Raw genomic sequence first — 23,348 nt, 5'->3', positions numbered from 1 at the left:
ATTGCCGAAGGCCAAGAAGCAGAAACAGAAGAAGGCTCCACCGGCTCTGCCGAGCCGGCAGGATATCCTGGAATTCGTGCAAGGCTCCGATGCCAAGGTCGGCAAGCGCGAGATAGCCCGCGCCTTCGGCATCACCGGCGCGGAGCGCATCGGCCTCAAACGCATGCTGCGGCAGATGGCCGACGAGGGGCTGATCGCCTCCCCGCACAAGGCCATCCGGCCTGCCGGCACGCTGCCGCCGGTCACCGTCCTGCGCATCTTCGACGTCGACGAGGACGGCGACCTCATCGCCTTGCCCACCGATTGGGACGAGGCGGCCGGCGACCCGCCGCGGGTGCGCCTCGCCCTCTCCCCTTCCGGCAAGCGCCACGGCAAGCCCGCCGCCGGGCCGGGCGACCGGGTTCTCGCCCGCATCGCCCCGCCTTCCGGCAACGGCCCTTACGAGGGCCGGGTGATGAAGCTTCTGGAGCGGGTTCCCGAGCGCGCCATCGGCGTCTTCCGCGCGGATCCGGGCGGGCGCGGCGGCGGGCGCATCGTCCCGGTCAACCGCCGTCAGCGCGAATTCATCGTCGCGCCGGCCGATGCGGGCGATGCCGAGGACGGCGAGCTCGTCGCCATCGAGCCGCGCGCCAGGAACCGGCTCGGCCTTCCCTCCGCCCGCATCGCCGAGCGCGTCGGCGACGTCACCTCCGAAAAGGCCATCAGCCTGATCGCCCTTGAGGAGCACAATATCCCCTACGTCTTCCCGCCGCGCGTGCTCGCCGAGGCGGAAGAGGCGAGCCCCGCTGGGATGGCCGATCGCGACGACTGGCGCGACATGCAGCTGATCACCATCGATCCGGCCGATGCGCGCGACCACGACGATGCCGTGCATGCCCGCCCCGACCCGGAGCGCGAAGGCGGTTTCATCGTCACCGTCGCCATCGCCGACGTCGCCTGGTATGTGCGCCCCGGCTCTGCCATGGACAAGGAAGCGGAAAAGCGCGGCAACTCCGTCTATTTTCCCGGCCGCGTCGTGCCCATGCTGCCGGAGCGCATCTCCAACGATCTGTGCTCCCTGCGCGCCGGCGAGGACCGCCCGGCGCTCGCCGTTCGGATGCATTTCGACGGCGCCGGCCGCAAGCTGAGCCACCGTTTCCACCGCGTCATGATGCGCTCGGCCGCCGCCCTCTCCTACGAGGAGACGCAGGCTGCCATCGACGGCCATCCCAACGAGCGCACCGCGCCCTTGCTTGAGGACGTCTTGAAGCCGCTCTGGGCCGCTTACAAGGTGCTGCATGCCGGCCGCGAGGATCGCGAGCCCCTGGAGCTCGACGTGCCGGAGCGCAAGGTCGTGCTCACCGAGACCGGCGCCATCGACCGCATCTACGTCCCGCCCCGCCTCGATGCCCACAAGCTCATCGAGGAATTCATGATCCAGGCGAACGTCGCCGCCGCCGAGGAGCTGGAGGGCAAGGATTCGCCGCTCGTCTACCGCATCCACGACGAGCCTTCCTTCGACAAGCTGGAGGCCCTGCGCGACTTCCTCGGCTCGCTCGACCTCAACCTGCCGAAGAAGGGCAGCCTGCGCCCGGCCGAGTTCAACCGTATTTTGAGGACCGTCGCCGACACCGCTCATTCCATGCTGGTCAACGAGGTGGTGCTGCGCTCGCAGAGCCAGGCCCAGTATTCCACCCAGAATATCGGCCATTTCGGCCTCAATCTGCGCCGCTACGCCCATTTCACCTCGCCCATCCGCCGCTATGCCGATCTTCTCGTCCACCGGGCGCTGATCTCGGCCCTGTCCTTCGGCGAGGGCGGCCTCGGCAAGATGGATGCGCCGGCCATGGAGAAGGTCGCCGCCGATATCTCGCTTGCCGAACGGCGGGCGATGGCCGCCGAGCGCGATACGCTCGACCGGCTCATCGCCGCCTGGCTCTCCGACCAGGTCGGCGCGCATTTTTGGGGTCGCATCCGCGGCGTCACCCGCGCCGGCCTCTTCGTGGAGCTGGAGGAGACGGGCGCCGACGGCTTCGTGCCCATCGGCACGCTCGGCGCGGAGTATTTTGCCTATGACGAGGCGTTGCACCGCTTGACGGGTACCGAAACCGGCCTCAGCTATCAGCTCGGCGAGCGCGTGGAAGTGCGCCTCCTCGAAGCGACGCCCTTCGCCGGCGACCTGAAGCTGGAGATGCTGAGCCAGGGCACCAAGGAAAAGGGTGGCGCTGGCGGCCGGCGGCGCCTGCGCGGCCCGACCCAGAGGCGTCGCCCGCCCAAGGGGGGCAGGCGGCGGCGGAAGTAGGATGGCGGATGTGACGACGAAGAAACGACCCCTGTTGCGGGCCCTGGCGAGCGGCGCGGCCGCCCGCTGCCCGAACTGCTTTCGCGGCCCGATGTTTTCCGGCTTTCTGCGCGTGCGCGAGCAATGCGACCATTGCGGCGAGGCGCTTCACCACCACCGCGCCGACGACGCCCCGCCCTATTTCGTCGTCTTCATCGTCGGCCATGTCGTCGTCGCCCTGGCGCTCGCGATGGAGCTGGCGCTGGTTCCCCCGCTCTGGGTGCATATGGCGTTGTGGTTGCCGCTGACGGTGGCGATGTCGCTCATTCTGCTGCGACCGGCCAAGGGCGCCACCGTCGCCCTGCAATGGGCGCTGGGGATGCATGGCTTCGATCCCGACGCGCCGGAAGCCGCCGACAAATCCGTCGACAGCGCCTGGCGATGAGCGCCAATTTCGCCTTTCCCGGCCCGCAGAGCGCCCGCCCGCACCCGTCGCTGCGACCCAAGGATGCCGCCACGCTCATCGTCCTGCGCCGCGAGGGCGGGCAGACCCGCATCTTGATGGGCCGACGTTCGGACCAGCACGTCTTCATGCCGGGCAAGCTCGTCTTTCCCGGCGGGCGCGTCGAAAAGGCCGATTACCGCGCCCCCGCCGCCAGCGAGCTTGCCGCGCCCGTGGAGATGAAACTGGCCGACCATTGCGGCGCGCGGGCGACACCGCGGCTCGGGCGCGCCCTCGCCCTGGCGGCCATCCGCGAGACCTTCGAGGAGACCGGCTATCTCCTCGGCGACCGGCAGGAAGCCCCGCTTGCCCGCCCCTCGCGCAACCCTTCCTGGCGCGCCTTTCACCAGGCCGGCTATCTGCCGGCGCTGGCGCCGGTGCGCCTGGTGGCGCGGGCCATCACCCCGCCGGGACGGCCGCGCCGCTTCGATGCGCGCTTTTTCGCCGTCTTCGACGATGGCTCCATGCAGCGCGTCGCGGAGACCGATAGGGAGCTTCTCGATCCCAAATGGCTGACCTTCGAGGATATGGAGGAGGCCGACCTGCCCTTTATCACCCGCCGGGTCCTGGCCGATCTCGCCGGCCGGCTGACACGCGATCCTGAGCTTACGCCCGACGGTGGTGTTCCCTTCCATTTTATGCATTACGGACAGACGAAAAGCACGCTTCTCTAAGTACGATTCTCTAGGAGCCGAACCAGGTGAGCCTCAGCGCCGCCGTCAGCAAGCGTTGCGCCTCTCTCGGCCTGACGCGCGGCGCCATGGCGGCGATCGTCACCATGATCGCCGTCGGCATCACCATCAGCCTTCTGTCCCCGCTCCTGGCGCTGACCCTTGCTGAGCGTGGCATCTCCGAGCGCCTCATCGGCATCCTGGTGGCCACCATCGCCCTCTCGGCGCTCTTTGCCACGCCCTACGCCCCTCATATCGCCAGGCGCTTCGGCACGGCCCGCACCATCGCCACCCTTCTGCCGATCGCCGGTTGCCTCATCCCTTTCGCCTGGTACGTGACGGATCTGCGCATCCTTTTCGTGTTCGTCTTCATCTACGGCATGTGCGTGTCGGTGACCTTCGCGCTGTCGGAATATTGGATCAACGCGGTCACGCCGGCCGCCCGCCGCGGCCTCATCATGGGCCTTTACGCGACCTTTCTGTCGGTGGGCTTCGCCTTCGGGCCCATCGTCATCACCCTGACCGGCATCGCCACGCCGCTTCCCTTCTTCATCGGCACGGCGCTCTTCTTCCTCGGCGCCGTTCCGGCCTGGCTGGCGCGCGATGTCTCGCCGGACTTCTCTGAGAGGCCCTCGCGCGGCTTTGCGGCCTTCATCCTCGCGGTGCCGATCGCCACGGTGGGCGTCTTCGTCTTCGCCATGTCCGAATCGAGCGGCTTCGCCTTCCTGCCGCTCTGGGGCCAGCATCTTGGCTATTCCACCGCGATCGTGCCGCTGCTCGCCTCGGCGATGACGCTCGGCAATGTGGCGCTGCAAATCCCCCTCGGCCTTCTCGCCGACCGCATCGACAAGCGCCTCATCCTGCTCGTTTGCGCCCTCATCGGCGCCCTCGGCATGCTGGCCGCGCACCTGGTTTCCGGCAGCTGGCCCGCCCTGATGCTCGTCCTCTTCCTCTGGGGCGGCGCCTCGGCCGGCATCTACACGGTCGGCCTTGCCCATCTCGCCTCGCGCTTTGCCGCCGGCGACCTCGCCGCCGCCAACGCCGCCTTCGTTTTCTGCTATTCGCTCGGCATGCTGGTCGGCCCTATCACGGTCGGCGACGCGCTCGGCCGCTGGCCCTTGAGCGGCTTTCCGCTGGTCGTCGGCGGCGCCTTTGCGCTCTATGCCATCATCGCCGCGGCAAGGCTGGTGCGCGCACGCGCCGAGGCACCTTGACTTCCGTCTCGCGAACGGTCATGTGAGCGACCAAATTCCCGCGCTTGAGCAAGGACGATAAGGATGGCCAAGGCCACGACCGTGAAGATTCGCCTGGTGAGCGAGGAAGGCACTGGCACCTTCTACGTCACCAAGAAGAACAGCCGCACCATGACCGACAAGCTGGTGAAGCGTAAATACGATCCGAAGCTGAAGAAGCACGTCAACTTCAAGGAAGCGAAGATCAAGTGATCGCCGCCACATCTTAGAGTCGAAAAAGGCGCCCCTCGGGGCGCCTTTCTCTTTTGTGCCAGATGTGCAGAGCCTTGAGAGGCGCTGAGTGGCCGGCCGGCCGCGGCAATCGAGGAGGCCACGTGCCGCGACCGGACCGGCCGACCCCACGGACCCAGGAGATGCGGCGGACCTGAGCATATCCATGGGGTATTCGCTAAGGCGAAGCCTCCCGCCCTTCGCGTCTTCTCTAGTAGACTGAAAGCTGCCCGCGAAATCCAGCGATTGGTTTACCTTTGGTAAACTCTTGCGTGAAAATTCGTGTCAAAATGGCACAGGCACGGCGGCGCTGCCCGGCCGGCTGGCGGCGAAGCCCCGCCAGGACGCCGGACCGCCGCGACCGCCGCTGCGATACCCGGCGTCGTCTGACCGAAAGCCCTCCGTGCGGCGACGGCGGGCCCGCAGGCTCAAGCGGGCGCTCTCTTCTTGACGCGAACGGCCTGTTCTTCAGTCGGATAGGCGAAAATACCGTGCTTTTTCCGCGCCCTCCTTAAGGCTTCCGAAACCTTTTGCTCCGGCGATTTTCGCGCCTGTGTGTTTTCGCACGGAACTTACTGGCGGGTTAACGAATTATCCCTGGACATTCCTGAGGCGGAGGCGAAGGCAATGTTCAGTTTGACGGGCGGATGGAGGCGCAACACAGCGATTGCCGCGGTAGGCATCGCCGCCACGATGCTCGTCGGCACGGCCCAGGTGAATTCCCTGAACGCGCCGATGCCCCTGCCTCAAAACCTGCCGCAGGCCGCCGAAAAGGGCGACCGGCTGGACCGGGTCTCCTATCAGCGCCCGATGCCATCCTTGAATGCCGATCAGCGCGGCGCCGTCGAAACGGCCGTTGAGACCTTCGTCTGGGGCCTGTCCAACAAGGAGCCGAAGGCCGTTTGGGTCTTCGCCACCGAGTTCGAGCAGAGCCGTCTCGGCACCGAAGAAGCGGCCTATCAGTTCTTCTCCAAGATCCATCCTCCGCTCGTCCATGCCAAGCGGATCCAGATCGACAGCGTGGCGCTGGAGGGCGAGCTGACGCGCGTCACGACCTATGTCCGCGATCGCATCGGCATCCAATGGTCGGCCGAATTCTCGCTGTTCCAGGACGATGCGGGCGACTGGAAGATCGTCGATTGCGAACTCTCGCCAGCCCCGGGGGTGCTGATCTGATGCAGGACAAGGCTCTGAATGCCTTGGCCTTCGCGGCCAGGGCCCGCCAATTCCATTACGCGCTGGTCTCCACCGCCACCATGGCGGTTCTCATCGCCACGGCGGCCTATCTCGGCGCCCTCGTCCGCTAGAGCCTGTTGCGACAAGGCCGTCGCCTGACGGCCTTCGGCGGCGCTAGACGTCGCCCCTCTCCCAATCCTCTCGCACCATGGCGATGTAATCGCCGAGGCGCCCCTCGCCGATCGCCTGGCGGGCGCCCTCCATCAGGCTCTGGTAATAAGCGAGATTGGCCCAGGTCAGCAGCATTGCGCCCAGCGTCTCCTGCGTGCGGACGAGATGATGCAGATAGGCGCGCGAATAATCCCGCACCGCCGGGCAGTCGCTGGTGGCGTCGAGCGGGCGCTTGTCGTCGGCGTGGCGGGCGTTGCGCAGGTTCACCCGGCCGAAGCGGGTGAAAGCCTGGCCGTGCCGCCCGGCCCTTGTCGGCATCACGCAATCGAACATATCGATGCCGCGCCAAACCGCCTGGAGGATGTCGTCGGGCGTGCCGACGCCCATCAGATAGCGCGGATTTGCCGCCGGCAGCGCCGGCACCGTCTCCTCCAGCACCTTCAGCATCACCGCCTGTGGCTCGCCGACGGCAAGCCCGCCCACCGCATAGCCGTCGAAGCCGATCCGCCGCAGTCCCTCCGCCGAGGCAAGGCGCAAGGCCGCATCGTCGCCCCCCTGCACGATGCCGAAGAGCGCCTTTCCCGGCGCCGGCACGAAGGCGGTCTTGCAGCGCTCCGCCCAGCGCAGGGAAAGCTCCATGGCGCGGCGCATCTCCGGTTCTTCGGCCGGCAGCTTCAGGCACTCGTCGAGCTGCATGGTGATGTCGGAGCCGAGCAGGCGCTGGATCTCCACCGCCCGCTCCGGCGTCAGCCGGTGGGTGGAGCCGTCGATATGCGAGGCGAAGGTGACCCCGTCCTCGTCGAGCTTCCTGAGCTTGGCGAGCGACATCACCTGAAAGCCGCCCGAATCGGTGAGGATGGGATAGGGCCAGCGCATGAATTCGTGCAGCCCGCCGAGCTCGGCAACCCGCTCCGCGCCCGGCCGCAGCATCAGATGATAGGTGTTGGCAAGCACGATATCGGCGCCGAGATCGCGCACCTGATCGGGATACATGGCCTTCACGCTCGCCTGCGTGCCCACGGGCATGAAGGCCGGCGTGCGGATATCCCCGCGCGGCGTCGCGATGACGCCGCGCCGCGCCTGCCCGTCGCGCGCTTGGATGGCAAAGACGAACGCGCTCATCGCGGCCGCATCGCCGGCACGGCCAGCTCCAGGAGGCAGGCATCGCCGTAGGAATAGAAACGGTAGCGTTCGGCGATCGCATGGGCATAGGCCGCGCGCATGCGCTCAAGGCCAGAAAACGCCGCCACCAGCATGAAGAGGGTGGAGCGCGGCAGATGAAAATTGGTGAACAGAAGATCCACCGCTTTGAAGCGGTAGCCGGGCGTGATGAAGATGTCGGTCTTGCCGGAAAAGGCATGCACCCGCCCGTTTGCGTCGGCCGCGCTCTCCAGGATGCGAAGCGCCGTGGTGCCGATCGCCACCAGCCTTCCCCCGCGCCGGCGCGCCGCGTTGATCGCCTCGGCCGTCGCCTCGCTCACCTCGCCCCATTCGGCATGCATGACATGGCTCTCTGTCGTCTCCGCCTTGACCGGCAGAAAGGTCCCCGCCCCCACATGCAGGGTGACGAAGCGCTTTTCGATGCCCTTCTCCTCAAGGGCGGCGAAAAGCTCCTCGGTGAAATGCAGCCCGGCCGTCGGCGCCGCCACCGCGCCTTCGCGCGCGGCGAACACCGTCTGATAGTCGCTGCGGTCCTGCGCGTCCGGCGCCCTGCGTCCGGCGATATAGGGCGGCAGCGGCATCGTCCCGCGCTCACGGATCGCGTCGTCGAGGAACGGACCCTGAAAGGCGAAGGAAAGCGTCACCTCGCCCCCCTCGCCCTTCGCCTCCACCCGCGCGTCGAGCATCTCCAGAAAGCAGGCCTCGCCCTCGCCGCCGAAGCGCAGCCGGTCGCCGACGGCGAGCTTGCGCCCGGGTTTGGCGAGCGCCAGCCAGCGTGCCTCGTCCAGCCGCTCGATCAGCGTCGCTTCCATGCGCGCCTCCGCGCCGCCTTCCTCGCGCGCCAGACGCCGACCGGAAAGCCGCGCCGGAATCACCGCCGTGTCGTTGAGAAGAAGGAGGTCGCCGGGCCGCAGGAGCCCTGGCAAATCGCGCACATGTCGGTCCTTGAGCGCGCCGGCCGGCGGCACGCATAAAAGCCGCGCCGCGTCGCGCGGGCGCGCCGGCCGCAGGGCGATCAGCTCCTCCGGCAGTTCAAAATCGAAATCCTCGACGCGCATCGCTGTGGGCGCGGCTTGCCGCGCCCTGATCTCAGGCGTCGGCCGCCACCTTGACGGAGCGGATGGTGTCCGGCTCGCGCGGCGGCTCGCCCTTGTTGATGGCGTCGACCACGTCCATGCCTTCCGTCACCTCGCCCCAGACCGTGTACTGGCCGTTGAGCCAGGGCGCTTCGGCGAAGCAGATGAAGAACTGGCTGTCGCCGGAATCGGGGTTCTGCGCGCGCGCCATGGAGACGGTGCCGCGCTTGTGCTTCTCGCCGGAGAATTCGGCCTTCAGCTTCTGGCCGGAGCCGCCGGTGCCGGTGCCTTGCGGGCAGCCGGTCTGAGCCATGAAGCCGTCGATGACGCGGTGGAACTTCACCCCGTCATAGAAGCCCTCGCGCACCAGTTCCTTGATGCGCGCCACGTGGTTGGGGGCGAGATCCGGCCGCATGGCGATCGTCACTTGGCCCTTGCTGGTATCCAGGATGATGGTGTTTTCCGGCTCTGCGGCCATGGGAAAGTCCTCCGGTTCGGTCAGATCACTGGTCGGCGGCGACGCGCATGGAGAGGAGCTTGTCGGGGCCCTCCACCATGCCGTTCGCCGCGCGGCTGCCTTTCTTGATGGCGTCGACATGCTCCATGCCCTCCACCACCTCGCCCACCACCGTGTACTGGCCGTTGAGGCCGGGCGCCGGCGCGAACATGATGAAGAATTGCGAATTGGCGCTGTTGGGGTCGCGGGCGCGCGCCATGCCGACGATGCCGCGCTCGAAGGGCTCGGCGGAAAACTCCGCCTCAAGGTCCGGCAGATCGGAGCCGCCCGTTCCGGTGCCGGTCGGGTCGCCCGTCTGCGCCATGAAGCCGTCGATGACGCGATGGAACGGCACGCCGTCGTAAAAGCCCTGGCGGGCGAGCGTCTTCAGCCGCTCCGCGTGCTGCGGCGCAAGGTCGGGCCGCAGACGGATGGTCACGTTGCCCTGCGCAAGCTGCATGATGAGCGTGTTCTCAGGCTCACTCGCCTGGGCATGGGCGGGACCGGCGATCGGCGCGCTGAGAAGCGCGGCGAAAAGCGTCAGCGCTGCAAGGCGTTTCAGCATGTTCGGTGAATCCTCTCGAGGTTGGCGCGGGCGGCGCTCATGGCTTCTGCCGCGCCACCGCCTGGCGCACGGCGTCGGCCGCGGAGGCCGGCACGAAGGGGCCGATATCGCCGCCCATCGTAGCGATCTGGCGCACGAGCGTGGCTGTGATGTGGCGATGATGCGGGCTCGCCGGCACGAAGACGGTCTGCAGCCAATGCGCCATGGTGAGGTTCATGCCCACCATCTGCATCTCGTAATCGAGATCGGTGCCGTCGCGCAGGCCGCGGATGAGGATGGTGGCGCCGACCTCGCGGGCGAAATCGACGACGAGGTTGTCGAAGCTTTCCACCACCAGTTCCACGCTCTCCGCCTCTGCCAGCGGCCCGGCCACTTCCTGGATGAGCGCGATGCGCGTGTCGAGGTCGAGAAGCCCCGCCTTGGTGGGATGCCGGCCGATCGCCACCACCACCCGGTCGACGAGAGCGAAGGCGGCTCGCAGGATATCGATATGCCCGTTGGTGAGCGGATCGAAGGAGCCGGGATAAAGACCTGTACGCGCCATCCGCTCCGCTTATCGTTCCGTGCCGCGAACCGCAACGCCCTTACTGCACGGGTTAGCGGCGGGCGAGCGCCATCCACAGCCCGCCGCCGACCAGGCAGGTGCCGCCGAAAACCTCCACCAGCCGCACATTGCGACGCGACAGAAGCAGCCCCGTGCGGCCCGCCGCCAGGGCGTAGGCGCCGTCCAGAATTGTCGCCACCGCCATGAACACCAGGCCGAGAAAAACCGTCTGCAGCACGGTGGAGCCGCTCGGATCGACGAATTGCGGGATGAAGGCGCCGAAGAAGAACAGCGCCTTGGGGTTCGACCAGATGACGATGAAGCCCTGCCAGAACCAGTTGCGGCTCTTCCCGGCCGCATCGCCGCCGCCGAGCCGCCCGTCGGAGCGCAACAGCTTGATGCCGAGCCAGACGAGATAGGCCGCGCCGACGAGCTTCAGCCAGAAGAAGGCCTCTCCCAGAAAGGCGACGACGGTCGACAGGCCGAAGGCGAGGACGAGGAGCATGATGGCGATTCCGGCCTGCGTGCCGGCGACGTTCAAAAGACCGGCGCGCGCCCCGTGACGCATGGAATTGGCGATGATCACCGTGACCGTCGGCCCCGGCACGATGACGATGGCGATGCAGGCGGCGAGATAGGTGAGGAAGGTGGAAAGCTCGATCATGCCCCGCCGCCCTATTCGGTGCCGTCCTCGCCCGCTTCGCCCTCCTCAGGCCCCTCTTCGCCGACGATCTCGTCCTGCCCGTTCGCCTCGGTGATGCGCTCCACGGAGACCACCTTCTCGTCCTTGGCGGTGGAGAAGACGATGACGCCCTGCGCCGCCCGACCGGTGATGCGGATGCCCTCGACCGGCACGCGGATGAGCTGCCCGCGATCGGTGACGAGCATGATCTGGTCGGCGTCCTCCACCGGCAGGGAGGCGACGAGCGGCCCGTTGCGATCGTTCACCACCATGGCGATGATGCCTTTGCCGCCGCGCCCGGAGATCCGGTATTCGTGCGAGGAGCTGCGCTTGCCGTAGCCGCGCTCCGAAACTGTGAGGATGAATTCCTCCGCCGCGCTCATCTCCGCATAGCGCTCCGGCGACAGCGCGCCGGGCTCGGCCGCCTCCTCGCCCTCCTCGGCGATTTCTTCGCCCTCGCCCTCCACTTCGCCGGCGATCGCCCGGCGCATCTTGAGGTAGGCGCTGCGCTCTTCCGGGCTCGCCTCGAAGTGCCGCAGGATCGACATGGAGATCACCCTGTCGCCCTTGCCGAGATTGATGCCCCTGACGCCCACGGAGGAGCGCCCGGCGAAGACGCGCACATCGGTGACCGGGAAGCGGATCGACTGGCCGAAGGCGGTGGTGAGGAGAACGTCGTCGTCCTGCGAGCAGGTCCACACGCCGGCGATCGCGTCGCCCTCCTCCAGCTTCATGGCGATCTTGCCGTTGCGGTTGACGTTGACGAAATCCGACAACGAATTGCGCCGCACCGTGCCGCCGGTCGTGGCGAACATCAGATCGAGCCGCTCAAATTCCTTTTCGTCGTCCGGCAGCGGCAGGATGGTGGTGATGGTCTCGCCTTCCTCCAACGGAAGAATGTTGACCAGCGCCTTGCCGCGCGCTTGCGGCGCGGCCAGCGGCAGCCGCCAGACCTTCAGCTTGTAGACGATGCCGCGCGAGGAGAAGAACAGCACCGCCGTATGCGTGTTGGCCACGAACAGGCGGTTGACGAAATCCTCGTCGCGGAAGGACATGCCGGAGCGGCCCTTGCCGCCGCGCCGCTGCGCCCGATAGGTGGCGAGCGGCACGCGCTTGATGTAGCCGGCATGCGAGACGGTGACGACCATGTCCTCGCGCTGGATGAGGTCCTCGTCTTCCAGGTCGGCGCCGCCCTCCTCGATCTGCGTCTTGCGCGGGGTGGCGAACTCCTCCCTCACGGCGGCCAGCTCGTCCTTGACGATGCCGAGGATTCTCGCCCGCGAGGCGAGGATTTCCAGGTATTCCTTGATCTCGGCGGCGAGCTTGTTGAGTTCATCGGCGATCTCGTCGCGCCCGAGCGCGGTGAGCCGCTGCAGGCGGATATCCAGGATGGACCGCGCCTGCTCTTCCGAAAGGCGCACCGTCCCGTCCTCGGCCACCAGATGGCGGGGGTCCGCGATCAGCGCGACCAGAGGAGCGATATCCTTTGCAGGCCAGGCCATTGCCATCAATTGCTCGCGCGCCACATGAGGGTCGGGCGCGGCCCGGATGAGGGCGATCACCTCGTCGATATTGGCCACGGCGATGGCGAGCCCGACCAGCACATGGGCCCGGTCGCGCGCCTTGCCGAGGAGGAATTTCGTGCGCCGGCCGACCACTTCCTCGCGGAAGGCGATGAAGCTCGTCAGGATGTCGCGCAGGCCGAGCTGTTCCGGCCGTCCGCCATTGAGCGCCACGAAATTGGCGCCGAAGCTCGTCTGCAGCGGGGTGAAGCGGTAGAGCTGGTTCAGCACCACATCGGCGACGGCGTCGCGCTTCACCTCGATGACGACGCGCACGCCCTGGCGGTCGGATTCGTCGCGAATGTCGGCGATGCCCTCGATGCGCTTCTCGCGCACCAACTCGGCGATCTTCTCGATCATCGCCGCCTTGTTCACCTGGTAGGGCACCTCGGTGACGACGATCACTTCGCGGTCGCGCGCGCCGGTCTCCATCGTCACCTTGCCGCGCATCAGGATGGAGCCGCGGCCGGTCTGATAGGCCGAGCGGATGCCGCCGCGGCCGAGGATGACGCCACCGGTCGGGAAATCCGGCCCGGGGATCATCTCCATCAGGTCGATGTCGGAGAGCGCCGGATCGTCGATGAGCGCCACGCAGCCATCGATCACCTCGCCGAGATTGTGCGGCGGGATGTTGGTCGCCATGCCGACGGCGATGCCCCCGGCACCGTTGACGAGGATATTCGGAAAGCGCGCCGGCAGCACGACGGGCTCGCGCTTGCGCCCGTCGTAGTTCTCCTGGAAATCGACCGTGTTCTTGTCGATGTCGGAGAGCATCGACTCCGCCGACTTGTCGAGCCGGCACTCGGTGTAACGCATCGCCGCCGGCGGATCGCCGTCGAGCGAGCCGAAATTGCCCTGCCCGTCGATGAGCGGCAGGCGCATGGAGAAGTCCTGCGCCATCCTGACCAGCGCGTCGTAGATCGCCTGGTCGCCATGCGGGTGGTAGTTGCCCATCACATCGCCGACGACGCCGGCGCATTTGCGATAGGGCCGATTGGAGGCGATCCCCATCTCGTTCATCGAATGCAGGATGCGCCGATGCACCGGCTTCAGCCCGTCGCGCACATCCGGCAGCGCCCGGCTGACGATGACGCTCATCGCATAGTCGAGATAGGAGGAGCGCATCTCCTCCGTGATGGAGATGGAACGGATATCGCCGCCGCGGCGCCCGTCGGATGGATGGTTCGGGTCGGTCAAGGGGAAGAATCGGTGGTTGTGATTGTGCGCCCTGTTCTAGCCGGAATCGGCCCAAAAGCCAAGCATGGCGAGGCTTGAATACATATTTGAAATCAATGGCTTATAGATAAATTTGGCAAAGCCGTGTCGACGCGGGGCCCCCTTGGTGGAAAATTGCGGCCGCGCGCCCCTGCCCGCACGGCCACCAGCGCCGACCCGTTAACGCCCGCCCCGCCCGCATCTGCGGTTTCCAGCCCCGGCGCGCCCCTGTATGGCTTAAGGCGATGGATCAACTCATCACCGCTTTCGTGACGCTCTTCGTCACCATCGACCCGGCCGGGCTGGCGCCGCTCTTCATCGCGCTGACAGCGGGCATGAGCCGCGCCGAGCGCCGTCAGGTCGGGCTGAGAGCGACCATCATCGCCTTCGTCATCCTCGTCCTTTTCGCGCTGGCCGGCACGGCGATCCTCGCCCTTTTCGGCATCACGCTCGCCGCCTTCCGCATCGCCGGCGGCCTGCTTTTGTTCGTCATCGCCTTTGAGATGATCTTTGAAAAGCGCGCCGAGCGGCATGAGCGCAGCGCCACGCGCCTCACCTCCGCGGAGATGGGGCATCTCGCCGTCTTCCCGCTCGCCATTCCGCTGGTGGCCGGGCCGGGCGCCATCTCCGCCACCATCCTCCTGGCCGGCAAGCTGCCGGGCCTTGCCGGCAAGGCGGAGCTCGTCGGCGTCATTGCGGTGATCCTTGCCATCACCTTCTTCGTCTTCGCCCTTGCCGAGCGCATCGAAAAGCTCATCGGCGATACCGGGCGCATGGTGATCTCGCGCCTTCTCGGCGTCATCCTCGCCGCGCTCGCCGTGCAATACGTCGCCGACGGCATCGTCGCCTTCATCGCCGGCCCCCAACCAACGTGAAAGCGCCAACATGACGAAGCCGGCCGCTTGCGCCGGCCGGCTTCTCTCCTATCCGCAAGGAATGCGTGCTACGCGGCTTGGCGCTGGGTATGGCGGCCCTCGGCGATCTCCTCCGCCACCTTGGCGCAGAAGGCATCGAGGTCGCCCGGATGGCGGCTGGTGACGATGCCCTCATCGACCACGACCGCCTCGTCGTGCCAGTTGGCGCCGGCATTCTCAAGATCGGTCTTGATGGAGGCGTAGCCGGTCATGTCGCGACCTTTGGCGATGCCGGTTTCAATCAACAGCCAGGGCGCGTGGCAGATGGCGCCGATCGGCTTCTTGTCCACATAGAAGGCACGGATGAAGTCGAGCGCCTTCTCCTCCAGCCGCAGAAGGTCCGGGTTGATCTGCCCGCCGGGCAGGACAAGGGCGTCGTAGTCGTCAGCGCGCGCCGTCTCAAGGCTGCGGTCGACCGGCACGGCGCGGCCCCAATCCTTTTTGTCCCAACCCTTGATCTCGCCCTTCTGCGGCGAGACGACGTGCACCTCGGCGCCGGCTTTGCGAAGCTCTCGCAGCGGCACCTCCAGCTCCGATTGCTCAAAGCCGTCGGTGGCGAGAATGGCGACCTTCTTGCCGGTGATGTCGTGCATGGCGAAACTCCATTGGCTTGCGCCCGCCCGTCTCTTCTTCCTCCCCAACGGGGGCGATCGCGGCTCGGTTCCAGCTTCCGCCGATCGGCAGGCTCGGCTAGTCTCCGCTCATGCGCCCCGGCTTCATCGCAACCCTTGTCGGCCTTCTTCTGGCGGCCTGCGCCGCGCAGACGAGCTCCACCTATGACGGCTGGTACCAAGCGCGCGAGGCGCGCCCGCCACAGGGGCGCAAGGTCTTCGTCTGCCACGCTTTCGGCTGCCTGCGGACGACGCCCGTCACCTTCACCGAGGCGGAGGTAAAGGCGCTCACCCTGCCCTTGCGCGATGCGGCGACGCCGGCGGCGGAGCGGGCGGCCATTTCCGATTCCGTCCAGGCCTATGAGCGCATCGTCGGCGCGCGCATCGGCACCTCGGCCGATACCGGCGGCTTTGAGAAGATCGGCGGCGGCGATCCGACGCAAATGGATTGCCTGGACGAGGCGACCAACACGACGAGCCTTCTTCTCCTCCTCGCCGGGGAAGGCGCGCTGAAGCATCACCAGGTGCTCAGCCCCGTGGCGCGCGGCTTCTTCCTCGACGGCCGCTACCCGCACGCCACCGCCGTCATCGGCGAGAAGGGTGGCGGGCCGCGCTATGCCGTCGATTCCTGGCCGAACGCCAATGCCGAACCGCCGGAAATCATGCCGCTGAAGGCCTGGTTCGCCGCCCGCGGCGGCGCTTCCTAGAGCCTTTCATAGCCGTGAACACGGGGCACCGGGCTGAAACGCCGCGCAAAGCAAAACCGCCGGCGGAGGACCGCCGGCGGTTTGGTAGGGTGCTCTGGGAGCGGGAAGCTTAGTAGCTCGCCTCGCGAGCGACGCGGCGGATCTCACCCGGGGTGATGCCGATGTCGTGCAGCTCGCGGACCGACAGGCCCTGCAGCTCCTTCACGGTGCGCTGATAGCGCCGCCAACGGCGGAAGCGGCCCAGAAGACCTTTGGACGACGTGCGCATGGTTGACCTCGATGCGTTCTTGTGTGGTGTTCGACAGCCAGGATATAGGCCCGCGCCCATCCGTTTTGCACTGCACAAAAGTGCATGGCTGCGATGCCCTGGAAGTGGGCGAACTGCATCGTTTTTTCGCAGGCGGACGCGGGCCGGCTGCATGCTTTTTTCACAATTGCCGCTTTGGCATGCGCGCAGCGTTCGAATCCGGGCAGAATCTAGACGAAATCTAGAATCTTCCCTCGTCCGGAATGGCCAGCTGCGTGCCGCAGGCCTTGCAATGGACGGCGTCGATCTCGTGCCGCTGCAGGCCGCAATTGGGGCAGGTGAATCGCACTTTTCGCGGTCGCAGCAAAACCTGCACCAGGCGCAGGAAGAGCGTCACCCCGAAGATCATGATGATGACGGCGATGAGCCGCCCGCCGGTGCCGGCAAGGGTGATGTCGCCGAAACCGGTCGTCGTCAGCGCCGTGACGGTGAAATAGAGCGCGTCGACATAATTGCCGATCGCCGGATTGCGCCAATGCTGCGTCTCGTAGACCAGGCCCGTCATGATGAAGAGAAAGACGCCGAGATTGACGATGGCGATGATCGGCTCCTCGTTGCGCCGGAAGAAGCGGCTGTCGGCTCTGAGCCGCTCCATCAGCTGATAGGTGCGCAACAGCCGCAGCGTGCGCAGGATCCTGAGGAAGCCCGCCCCCTCCCCCACGATCGGCACCAGGAAGGAGACGATGGCGATGATGTCGGCCCAGGTGGAAAGCCGCATGAACTCCGCCACGGGCCGCCGGCTGATATAGAGGCGAGCGGAGAAGTCGACGAGGATGACGATGCCGAAGAGGACGTCGAGCGATTCCACCACCTGCGTGCGAGGTACGAAGGAGGTGCCGACGATGAACAGCACCGTCACGATGTCGAAGGCGAGCAGCGCATAGCGGAAGCGGTGGGCGCGCTGCGAATGGCCCTCGTAGAGTAGTCGCAACTGCCGGTGCAGGCCGCTCTCGCCGCCCGCCCCGGATGGCGCGCGGGTGGGTTCGGCCGGCCGCGCCTTGTCCTTCTCCGGCGCCGGCTTTCCCTGTTTCTTCCCGCCTGTCGCTGCGGCGTGCTTCTCGCTCATCGCGCCCAAATGCCACAGATCGGCGGCCTCGCCCAGCTATTCGGCAACGTCCAGGCCGAGATGCACCGCGAGCGCGCGCAGGATCGGCACTTGGCTTTTCAGGATCTTGCCGCGCGCCTCCTGGATCTGGAACCAGCCCGCCCGGTCCGCTTCCGCAAAGCGCGCCAGGCGCCCGGAGCGCGGCGGCCATTCCATCTCGAAAAGGTTGCTCTTGAAGGCCGCAAGGTCCGCATCGCCCTCCACGGCGAAGGCGGTGACGTGCTTGCCGCCCGCCTGCCGGAAGGTGCCGAGGAGGATAGCCTCGCCCTCCGCCGCAAGGCCCGTTTCCTCGCTGAATTCGCGCAATGCCGCGGCAAGCGGCTCCTCACCCGCCTCCAACAGCCCTTTGGGAATGGTCCAGGCGCCCTTGTCCTTCTTCGCCCAATAGGGCCCGCCGGGATGGACGAGGAGCACTTCCGGTCCCCACGGGCGTCGGCGATACATCAAAATGCCGGCGGAGCGTGGGGGCATGCTTGTCGCCTATCGGCCCTGGTGCCGGTCGTCACGCCGCGCCATGTGACGGAGGCACAAGACGATGGTCCCCTCCGGCGGCTCTTCGCGACAGAACCTAAGATACCGATTAAGGCCGCAGCGCGAAGACCCGAACGCTGCCAAGTTCGGTCGGCTGACTTCCCTACTCCGCCGCCTCCACCTGCGCGCGCGCCCTGCCGCGCTCCAGGATCGGCTTCAGGAACTGGCCGGTATAGGAGCGCTTCTCGGCGACGACCTCCTCCGGCGTGCCGGCGACGACGATCTCACCGCCCCCGTCGCCGCCTTCCGGGCCGAGGTCGAGGATGAAATCAGCGGTCTTGATGACGTCGAGATTGTGCTCGATGACCACCACCGTATTGCCCTGCTTGACCAATTCGTGCAGCACTTCCAGGAGTTTGGCGACGTCGTGGAAATGCAGGCCGGTCGTCGGCTCGTCGAGGATGTAGAGGGTCCGCCCGGTAGCGCGCTTCGACAGCTCCTTGGCGAGCTTGACCCGCTGCGCCTCACCGCCCGAAAGCGTCGTCGCCTGCTGGCCGATATGCACGTAATTGAGGCCGACGCGGGCGAGCGTCGTCAGCTTGTCGCGCACCGCCGGGATGGCGGCGAAGAACTCCACCCCCTCCTCCACCGTCATATCGAGGACGTCGGCGATCGACTTGCCCTTGAAGGTGACTTCCAGCGTCTCGCGGTTGTAGCGCTTGCCGTGGCAGACGTCGCAGGTGACGTAGACGTCCGGCAAGAAGTGCATCTCGATCTTGATGACGCCGTCGCCCTGGCAGGCCTCGCAGCGCCCGCCCTTGACGTTGAAGGAGAAGCGGCCGGGCTGGTAGCCGCGCGCCTTGGCCTCCGGCAGGCCGGCGAACCATTCGCGGATGGGCGTGAAGGCGCCCGTGTAGGTCGCCGGATTGGAGCGCGGCGTGCGCCCGATCGGCGACTGGTCGATATCGATGACCTTGTCCAGATGCTCCAGCCCGGCGAGCCCTTCGAAGGGCGCAGGATGCTCGCGCGCCGCTGAAAGGCGCCGCGCCACCGCCTTGTAGATCGTGTCGACGAGGAGCGTCGATTTTCCCCCGCCCGAGACGCCCGTGACGCAGGTAAAGGTGCCAAGCGGGATATTCGCGGTGACATTCTTGAGGTTGTTGCCGGTCGCGCCGGAAAGCTTCAGCCACTTGCCTTTCTTCGGCTTGCGGCGCTCTTCGGGCACCGGGATCGCCCTTGCGCCGGAAAGGTATTGGCCGGTCAGCGAGGCCGGATGCGCCAGGATGTCGGCCGGCTTGCCGGCGGCGACGATCTCGCCGCCATGGATGCCCGCCCCCGGACCGATATCGACGACATGGTCGGCGGCCATGATGGCATCCTCGTCGTGCTCCACCACGATGACGGTGTTGCCGAGATCCCGAAGGTGCTTCAGCGTTTCCAACAGCCTGGCATTGTCGCGCTGGTGCAGGCCGATGGAGGGCTCGTCGAGGACGTAGAGGACCCCGGTCAGGCCGGAGCCGATCTGCGAGGCGAGGCGGATGCGCTGGCTCTCGCCGCCCGACAGCGAGCCGGAGCCGCGCGACAAGGTGAGATAGTCGAGCCCCACATCGTCGAGGAAGGTGAGCCGCTCGCGGATTTCCTTGAGAATCCGCACGGCGATTTCGCTTTGCTTGTCCGTCAGGCTCTCCGGCAGCGCCTTGAACCAATCCTTCGCCTGGCGGATGGAGAAGGCGGAGACCTCGCCGATGTGATGGCCGGCCACCTTCACCGCCAGCGCCTCCGGCTTCAGGCGGAAACCGCCGCAGGCGGTGCAGGGCGCGCTCGACATGTATTTGCCGATCTCCTCGCGCATCCAGGCCGAATCGGTCTCCTTCCAGCGCCGCTCCAGGTTCGGGATGACGCCCTCGAAGGTCTTCTTGGCCTGATAGGACCTCAGACCGTCGTTGTAGGTGAAGGTCACCTTCTCCTTGCCGGTGCCGTAGAGCACCGCCCGCCTGGCCGTCTCCGGCAGGCTCTCGAAGGGCTCCGTCAGGCTGAAACCGTAATGCCCGGCGAGCGCCTCCAGCGTCTGCAGGTAATAGGGCGAGGAGGAGCGCGACCAGGGATGGATGGCCCCGCGCCTCAGGCTGAGAGCGGGATCGGGAACGATGAGCTCCGGGTCGATACCGAGCTCCGAGCCGAGCCCGTCGCAGGTCGGACAGGCCCCGAACGGGTTGTTGAAGGAGAAGAGCCGCGGCTCGATCTCCGAGATGGTGAAGCCGGAGACCGGGCAGGCGAACTTTTCCGAAAAGGTGAGCCGCTCCGGCTCGCCCCCGCCCTCCGGCGGATCGGCGCATTCGGCGACCGCGAGGCCTTCCGCAAGCTTGAGCGCCGTCTCCAGGGAATCGGCAAGCCGGCTCGCAGCGTCCGGGCGCACCACGACGCGGTCGACCACGATGTCGATATCGTGCTTGAACTTCTTGTCGAGCGCCGGCGCGTCGACGATCTCGCAAAAGGCCCCGTCGATGCGCGCGCGCTGGAAGCCGCGCTTCATCCATTCGGCGAGATCCTTTTTGAACTCGCCCTTCCTGCCCCGCACCACCGGCGCGAGCAGGTAGAGCCGCGTGCCCTCCGGCAAGGCGAGGATGCGGTCGACCATCTGGCTGACCGTCTGGCTTTCGATCGGCAGGCCCGTCGCCGGCGAATAGGGCACGCCGATGCGCGCGAACAGAAGCCGCATATAGTCGTAAATCTCGGTGACGGTGCCGACCGTGGAGCGCGGATTGCGGCTGGTCGTCTTCTGCTCGATGGAGATGGCCGGCGACAGCCCGTCGATCTGGTCGACATCGGGCTTTTGCATCATCTCCAGGAACTGCCTGGCATAGGCCGACAGCGATTCCACATAGCGCCGCTGGCCCTCCGCATAGATGGTGTCGAAGGCGAGCGAGGATTTTCCCGACCCGGAAAGCCCCGTCATCACGATCAGGCTGTCGCGCGGCAGATCGAGATCGACATTCTTCAGATTGTGCTCGCGCGCCCCGCGCACGGAAATCGTTTTGGAGGGATCGGCCATTCTCGTCCCTTGGATGGCGCCGGAGCGGGCGCCGGCTGCGCTGAATGGTGAAAGCTGTGGCTTCGCCGCGCCTCCTATCTAGGGCAAACGGCGGCGGCAAAAAAGGCTCAGCCTCGCCCGGCAAGGCTGACATGACCGGCCTCGTCGAGCGACCAGAAGGGATTGAAGGCGACTTCCCACACATGCCCGTCTAGATCGGCGAAATAGCCCGAATATCCGCCCCAAAAGACCTCTTGGCGGCGCTTGACGACGATCGCCCCGGCCGCCTCCGCTTCGGCGATGACGACATCGACCTCCTCGCGGCTGCGCCCGTTATAGGCGAGCGTGATGCCGGCAAAGCCGCTTGCCTCCGGCGCGATCCCCGCATCGGCGGCGAGCGAGCGGCTCGGATAGAGCGCCAGCACCATGCCATTCAGCTGATAGAAAGCGACCTCCGCCTCGCTGTTGCCGCGCCGCCAGCCGAGCCCCTCCTCGTAGAAGCGCCGCGCCCGCGCCAGATCGGCGACGCCCAGGGTGACCACGCTCATCCGCTGTTCCAACGCCCCCCTCCTTGCCTTCGGCCGACAAAGAACATACAGTGAACACGAGCGAGATGCAAGCTGGCATTTGCAGCCGTCGCCCGCATGGGCAAGAAGGGGCACGACATCGGCCGCCTGCCGGGGCGGCCGCCGCGGACAAGGGAGAGAGTGATGGCGGGCAGCGTCAACAAGGTGATCCTGATCGGCAATCTCGGCGCCGATCCGGAGGTGCGGCGCATGAACGACGGCCGTCCGGTCGTCAATTTGAGGCTGGCCACCTCCGAGAGCTGGCGCGACCGCAATTCCGGCGAGCGCCGCGAGCGCACCGAATGGCACCGCGTCGTCATCTTCAACGAGGGTCTGGCCAAGATCGCCGAGCAATATCTCAGGAAGGGCTCCAAGATCTATGTGGAAGGCCAGCTGCAAACGCGCGAATGGGAAGACCAGTCGGGCCAGAAGCGCTGGACCACGGAGGTGGTGCTGCAGGGCTTCAACTCGGCGCTGACCATGCTCGACGGCCGCAGCGGCGGCGGCGGAGGCGGCTACGACGCGCCGGAGCGCGGCGGGCGCTCCGATTTCGGCTCCTCCGGCCCGATGGATCAGCGCGGCGGTGGAGGCGGTGGAGGCGGCGGCTTCCAGAACGAGATCGACGACGAGATCCCGTTCTAGGTTTTGCCGATCCCCCACGGAGCCTAGCTCGCGGTTTCCTCCCACCCTTCTTCCCGGTGCGGCGCCGGGGCCGGCTCCTTGATCTCTCCGGCCTCTTGCAGGCCGACGCGGGTACGCTCCAGAAGCTTCTCAATCATCGCCCTGTCGGCATCCTCCAGCGGCTGGCGGCAGGCGCTGGCCACGAGCAGCTGCGCATGTTCCACATAGACGGCCCGCGCTGAGGCGCTGCGCGAGGCGATGGCGAGGTCGCCGAGCGTGCCGAGCAGCGCCACGTTCATGACATGCACCTGCGCCGCCGCCTGGCGCAGCGGATGGAAGACGGCCCCGGCAAGGTCGGAAAAGCGAAGCGCCTTCGGCACCACTATGACGTCGCGCGCCTCGTCGAAATAGACCGGCGGCGTCAGATCCCGCCCGTCGAGAAGCGAAAAGGCGCCGGCCAGATGGTTGGCGCAGGCGACCGCCGTGAACACGTCGTTGACGCCGGGCGACAGCGCTCTCAGCGCGATCTCGACGAGGAGCTGAAAGCGCGCCGGGATATCCTGGTAATAGGTGCGGGCATGGCCGAGGATCACCGCCTCGCGCACCAGTTTGGCGAAGCCCTCCGGCGCCTCCTCAAGGTCGATGCGCGCCAGCGCCTTGCGCCGGATGACGAAATCGCCCGGCCGCACCAAAAGCTCCACGGTGCGCATCGCCGGATCGGCGCCGCCGGCGATCGCCGAATAGCTGATGGAGGCGACATAGCCGTCCTCTTCGGCAAGGATCGTCGCGCCTGCCGGCGGCGTCGGCTCCGGCAATGGCGCGCGCGTGCCCTTCTCTGCCCGCGCCGCCTCGCGCTTCAGCGCCCATTGCAGGTTGCCCGCCACCCGCGCCACGATATGGTCGATGCTCACCTGGTCGGAGATGCGGTTGACGAAGACGACCAGGAAGGAAAGCGCCGCCAGCACGAAGCCGATGGCAAGCCCGATGGAAATGGTGCGCGTCTCAACCACGCTGCCGACGTAATAGAGAACCGTCAGCGCATAGGTGAAAGCGGCGAGCTGCACGCCGAGCGTCAGGCGCGTCAGCCGGTCTTGGCGAAAGTCCTGGACGAGACGCGGGCCGAGCGAGGAGGCCGCCAGCGTGCGGATGAGGAGCGACAGCGAGTAGACGATGGAGGTCGCCGAGATCGTCGCCGCGGCGATGGTGGCCAGAATGGAGCGCGCCGTCTCCGCCGCGATCTGCCGGAAGAAGATGTCGCCGAGGCCCGCCTGCAGCGCCTCCCATTGATCGAGGCGCAGCGCCAGAAGCGCCACCGCCCAGCCGCCGGCGCCGAGGACGAGTGGCACGAACCAGAAGCTCGTGAGCACCGTCTGAAGCCGCCGCCACCAGCGCTCCAGCCGCAGAATGCCGCGAATCTCTAGCAAGGTGCGCCGCGCCCCATCACGATAGCCCTCGCCGCGAGCCTATCACC

The 23,348-nt window shown here is 66.9% G+C and carries 24 protein-coding genes; 10 read left to right on the top strand and 14 right to left on the bottom strand.

Features of this window, described 5'->3' with window-relative positions; genetic code table 11:
• Window position 1: 1 nt before the first annotated feature.
• From rnr to Q331_RS24285, 7 genes are all read left to right on the top strand, one after another.
• The gene (gene rnr, locus Q331_RS20505; protein WP_051630793.1) at window positions 2–2,281 is read left to right on the top strand and encodes a ribonuclease R; all 2,280 of its coding nucleotides are present in this window, start codon (window positions 2–4) and stop codon (window positions 2,279–2,281) included.
• Between the two features lies 1 nt (window position 2,282).
• Window positions 2,283–2,705, top strand: a complete 423-nt coding sequence (locus Q331_RS0107575; protein ID WP_026380187.1) for a DUF983 domain-containing protein — start codon at window positions 2,283–2,285, stop codon at window positions 2,703–2,705.
• Complete coding sequence (locus Q331_RS0107570; protein ID WP_026380186.1) at window positions 2,702–3,436, top strand: NUDIX hydrolase; 735 nt, start codon at window positions 2,702–2,704, stop codon at window positions 3,434–3,436. The genes Q331_RS0107575 and Q331_RS0107570 overlap by 4 nt, the downstream gene beginning before the upstream one ends.
• Window positions 3,437–3,462: 26 nt before the next feature.
• Window positions 3,463–4,647: an MFS transporter gene (locus Q331_RS0107565; protein WP_051630791.1), complete on the top strand. Its 1,185-nt coding sequence runs from the start codon at window positions 3,463–3,465 to the stop codon at window positions 4,645–4,647.
• A 63-nt stretch (window positions 4,648–4,710) separates the two neighbouring features.
• Complete coding sequence (gene rpmG / locus Q331_RS0107560) at window positions 4,711–4,878, top strand: 50S ribosomal protein L33 (protein WP_026380184.1); 168 nt, start codon at window positions 4,711–4,713, stop codon at window positions 4,876–4,878.
• Between the two features lie 645 nt (window positions 4,879–5,523).
• The gene (locus Q331_RS0107555) at window positions 5,524–6,072 is read left to right on the top strand and encodes a hypothetical protein (protein ID WP_034491434.1); all 549 of its coding nucleotides are present in this window, start codon (window positions 5,524–5,526) and stop codon (window positions 6,070–6,072) included.
• Window positions 6,072–6,203 (top strand): hypothetical protein, encoded by a 132-nt coding sequence (locus Q331_RS24285; RefSeq protein ID WP_281173891.1) that lies wholly within the window; start codon window positions 6,072–6,074, stop codon window positions 6,201–6,203. The genes Q331_RS0107555 and Q331_RS24285 overlap by 1 nt, the downstream gene beginning before the upstream one ends.
• Window positions 6,204–6,246: 43 nt before the next feature.
• On the opposite strand, the gene tgt is transcribed toward Q331_RS24285, so the two are convergent.
• The 7 genes from tgt to gyrA are packed head-to-tail and all read right to left on the bottom strand — an operon-like array spanning window position 6,247 to window position 13,526.
• Window positions 6,247–7,365 carry a tRNA guanosine(34) transglycosylase Tgt gene (gene tgt, locus Q331_RS0107545; RefSeq protein WP_026380182.1) on the bottom strand — a complete coding sequence of 373 codons (1,119 nt, stop codon included), beginning with the start codon at window positions 7,363–7,365 and terminating at the stop codon, window positions 6,247–6,249.
• Window positions 7,362–8,462, bottom strand: a complete 1,101-nt coding sequence (queA, locus tag Q331_RS0107540; protein WP_026380181.1) for a tRNA preQ1(34) S-adenosylmethionine ribosyltransferase-isomerase QueA — start codon at window positions 8,460–8,462, stop codon at window positions 7,362–7,364. The genes tgt and queA overlap by 4 nt, the downstream gene beginning before the upstream one ends.
• A 31-nt stretch (window positions 8,463–8,493) precedes the next feature.
• Window positions 8,494–8,958 (bottom strand): peptidylprolyl isomerase, encoded by a 465-nt coding sequence (locus tag Q331_RS0107535; protein WP_026380180.1) that lies wholly within the window; start codon window positions 8,956–8,958, stop codon window positions 8,494–8,496.
• A gap of 25 nt (window positions 8,959–8,983) precedes the next feature.
• Window positions 8,984–9,541, bottom strand: coding sequence for a peptidylprolyl isomerase (locus Q331_RS0107530; protein WP_026380179.1), 558 nt, complete (start codon window positions 9,539–9,541; stop codon window positions 8,984–8,986).
• Window positions 9,542–9,578: 37 nt separating this feature from the next.
• On the bottom strand, window positions 9,579–10,085 hold the full coding sequence (gene coaD, locus Q331_RS0107525) for a pantetheine-phosphate adenylyltransferase (protein ID WP_026380178.1): 507 nt from the start codon (window positions 10,083–10,085) through the stop codon (window positions 9,579–9,581).
• A gap of 52 nt (window positions 10,086–10,137) precedes the next feature.
• Window positions 10,138–10,746 (bottom strand): LysE family translocator, encoded by a 609-nt coding sequence (locus tag Q331_RS0107520; protein WP_407637768.1) that lies wholly within the window; start codon window positions 10,744–10,746, stop codon window positions 10,138–10,140.
• A 14-nt stretch (window positions 10,747–10,760) separates the two neighbouring features.
• On the bottom strand, window positions 10,761–13,526 hold the full coding sequence (gene gyrA, locus Q331_RS0107515; protein ID WP_026380176.1) for a DNA gyrase subunit A: 2,766 nt from the start codon (window positions 13,524–13,526) through the stop codon (window positions 10,761–10,763).
• Between the two features lie 263 nt (window positions 13,527–13,789).
• Here gyrA and Q331_RS0107510 point away from each other — a divergent pair, with 263 nt between their 5' ends.
• A complete protein-coding gene (locus tag Q331_RS0107510; protein WP_026380175.1) occupies window positions 13,790–14,419 on the top strand; it encodes a MarC family protein in 630 nt (209 codons plus the stop codon).
• A gap of 68 nt (window positions 14,420–14,487) precedes the next feature.
• On the opposite strand, the gene Q331_RS0107505 is transcribed toward Q331_RS0107510, so the two are convergent.
• The gene (locus Q331_RS0107505) at window positions 14,488–15,051 is read right to left on the bottom strand and encodes a type 1 glutamine amidotransferase domain-containing protein (RefSeq protein ID WP_026380174.1); all 564 of its coding nucleotides are present in this window, start codon (window positions 15,049–15,051) and stop codon (window positions 14,488–14,490) included.
• 110 nt (window positions 15,052–15,161) lie between these two features.
• Between Q331_RS0107505 and Q331_RS20500 the strand changes: the two genes are divergently transcribed.
• The gene (locus Q331_RS20500; RefSeq protein ID WP_034491432.1) at window positions 15,162–15,776 is read left to right on the top strand and encodes a hypothetical protein; all 615 of its coding nucleotides are present in this window, start codon (window positions 15,162–15,164) and stop codon (window positions 15,774–15,776) included.
• A gap of 109 nt (window positions 15,777–15,885) precedes the next feature.
• Here Q331_RS20500 and Q331_RS23395 read toward each other — a convergent pair whose 3' ends face one another.
• The 5 genes from Q331_RS23395 to Q331_RS0107475 all read right to left on the bottom strand — a co-directional run bounded on the left by Q331_RS23395 (window position 15,886) and on the right by Q331_RS0107475 (window position 21,238).
• Window positions 15,886–16,044: a DUF1127 domain-containing protein gene (locus tag Q331_RS23395; RefSeq protein WP_084174875.1), complete on the bottom strand. Its 159-nt coding sequence runs from the start codon at window positions 16,042–16,044 to the stop codon at window positions 15,886–15,888.
• Window positions 16,045–16,264: 220 nt separating this feature from the next.
• Complete coding sequence (locus Q331_RS0107490) at window positions 16,265–17,149, bottom strand: potassium channel family protein (RefSeq protein ID WP_084174873.1); 885 nt, start codon at window positions 17,147–17,149, stop codon at window positions 16,265–16,267.
• Between the two features lie 36 nt (window positions 17,150–17,185).
• Window positions 17,186–17,659: an NUDIX domain-containing protein gene (locus Q331_RS0107485; protein ID WP_026380172.1), complete on the bottom strand. Its 474-nt coding sequence runs from the start codon at window positions 17,657–17,659 to the stop codon at window positions 17,186–17,188.
• A 163-nt stretch (window positions 17,660–17,822) separates the two neighbouring features.
• Window positions 17,823–20,711, bottom strand: a complete 2,889-nt coding sequence (uvrA, locus tag Q331_RS0107480) for an excinuclease ABC subunit UvrA (RefSeq protein WP_026380171.1) — start codon at window positions 20,709–20,711, stop codon at window positions 17,823–17,825.
• Between the two features lie 107 nt (window positions 20,712–20,818).
• Complete coding sequence (locus Q331_RS0107475; RefSeq protein ID WP_034491430.1) at window positions 20,819–21,238, bottom strand: VOC family protein; 420 nt, start codon at window positions 21,236–21,238, stop codon at window positions 20,819–20,821.
• 162 nt (window positions 21,239–21,400) lie between these two features.
• Between Q331_RS0107475 and Q331_RS0107470 the strand changes: the two genes are divergently transcribed.
• A complete protein-coding gene (locus Q331_RS0107470) occupies window positions 21,401–21,898 on the top strand; it encodes a single-stranded DNA-binding protein (protein ID WP_026380169.1) in 498 nt (165 codons plus the stop codon).
• Window positions 21,899–21,921: 23 nt separating this feature from the next.
• Here Q331_RS0107470 and Q331_RS0107465 read toward each other — a convergent pair whose 3' ends face one another.
• Window positions 21,922–23,301 carry a DUF2254 domain-containing protein gene (locus Q331_RS0107465; protein WP_026380168.1) on the bottom strand — a complete coding sequence of 460 codons (1,380 nt, stop codon included), beginning with the start codon at window positions 23,299–23,301 and terminating at the stop codon, window positions 21,922–21,924.
• Between the last annotated feature and the right edge of the window lie 47 nt (window positions 23,302–23,348).

It is taken from the genome of Afifella pfennigii DSM 17143, assembly GCF_000688515.1.
Classification (GTDB): Bacteria; Pseudomonadota; Alphaproteobacteria; order Rhizobiales; family Afifellaceae; genus Afifella; species Afifella pfennigii.
Note: the sequence above shows the minus strand (reverse complement) of the source record. Positions and strands in the feature narration are given on the sequence as shown.

What these genes read in the sequence shown, in the direction of transcription:
- Q331_RS0107575 (WP_026380187.1), top strand. Translation starts at nt 2,283, where the DNA reads ATGGCGGATGTGACGACGAAGAAACGACCCCTGTTGCGGGCCCTGGCG.
- Q331_RS0107570 (WP_026380186.1), top strand. Translation starts at nt 2,702, where the DNA reads ATGAGCGCCAATTTCGCCTTTCCCGGCCCGCAGAGCGCCCGCCCGCAC.
- rpmG (WP_026380184.1), top strand. Translation starts at nt 4,711, where the DNA reads ATGGCCAAGGCCACGACCGTGAAGATTCGCCTGGTGAGCGAGGAAGGC.
- Q331_RS0107555 (WP_034491434.1), top strand. Translation starts at nt 5,524, where the DNA reads ATGTTCAGTTTGACGGGCGGATGGAGGCGCAACACAGCGATTGCCGCG.
- Q331_RS24285 (WP_281173891.1), top strand. Translation starts at nt 6,072, where the DNA reads ATGCAGGACAAGGCTCTGAATGCCTTGGCCTTCGCGGCCAGGGCCCGC.
- tgt (WP_026380182.1), bottom strand. Translation starts at nt 7,365, where the DNA reads ATGAGCGCGTTCGTCTTTGCCATCCAAGCGCGCGACGGGCAGGCGCGG.
- queA (WP_026380181.1), bottom strand. Translation starts at nt 8,462, where the DNA reads ATGCGCGTCGAGGATTTCGATTTTGAACTGCCGGAGGAGCTGATCGCC.
- Q331_RS0107535 (WP_026380180.1), bottom strand. Translation starts at nt 8,958, where the DNA reads ATGGCCGCAGAGCCGGAAAACACCATCATCCTGGATACCAGCAAGGGC.
- Q331_RS0107530 (WP_026380179.1), bottom strand. Translation starts at nt 9,541, where the DNA reads ATGCTGAAACGCCTTGCAGCGCTGACGCTTTTCGCCGCGCTTCTCAGC.
- coaD (WP_026380178.1), bottom strand. Translation starts at nt 10,085, where the DNA reads ATGGCGCGTACAGGTCTTTATCCCGGCTCCTTCGATCCGCTCACCAAC.
- Q331_RS0107510 (WP_026380175.1), top strand. Translation starts at nt 13,790, where the DNA reads ATGGATCAACTCATCACCGCTTTCGTGACGCTCTTCGTCACCATCGAC.
- Q331_RS0107505 (WP_026380174.1), bottom strand. Translation starts at nt 15,051, where the DNA reads ATGCACGACATCACCGGCAAGAAGGTCGCCATTCTCGCCACCGACGGC.
- Q331_RS20500 (WP_034491432.1), top strand. Translation starts at nt 15,162, where the DNA reads ATGCGCCCCGGCTTCATCGCAACCCTTGTCGGCCTTCTTCTGGCGGCC.
- Q331_RS23395 (WP_084174875.1), bottom strand. Translation starts at nt 16,044, where the DNA reads ATGCGCACGTCGTCCAAAGGTCTTCTGGGCCGCTTCCGCCGTTGGCGG.
- Q331_RS0107490 (WP_084174873.1), bottom strand. Translation starts at nt 17,149, where the DNA reads ATGAGCGAGAAGCACGCCGCAGCGACAGGCGGGAAGAAACAGGGAAAG.
- Q331_RS0107485 (WP_026380172.1), bottom strand. Translation starts at nt 17,659, where the DNA reads ATGCCCCCACGCTCCGCCGGCATTTTGATGTATCGCCGACGCCCGTGG.
- uvrA (WP_026380171.1), bottom strand. Translation starts at nt 20,711, where the DNA reads ATGGCCGATCCCTCCAAAACGATTTCCGTGCGCGGGGCGCGCGAGCAC.
- Q331_RS0107475 (WP_034491430.1), bottom strand. Translation starts at nt 21,238, where the DNA reads ATGAGCGTGGTCACCCTGGGCGTCGCCGATCTGGCGCGGGCGCGGCGC.
- Q331_RS0107470 (WP_026380169.1), top strand. Translation starts at nt 21,401, where the DNA reads ATGGCGGGCAGCGTCAACAAGGTGATCCTGATCGGCAATCTCGGCGCC.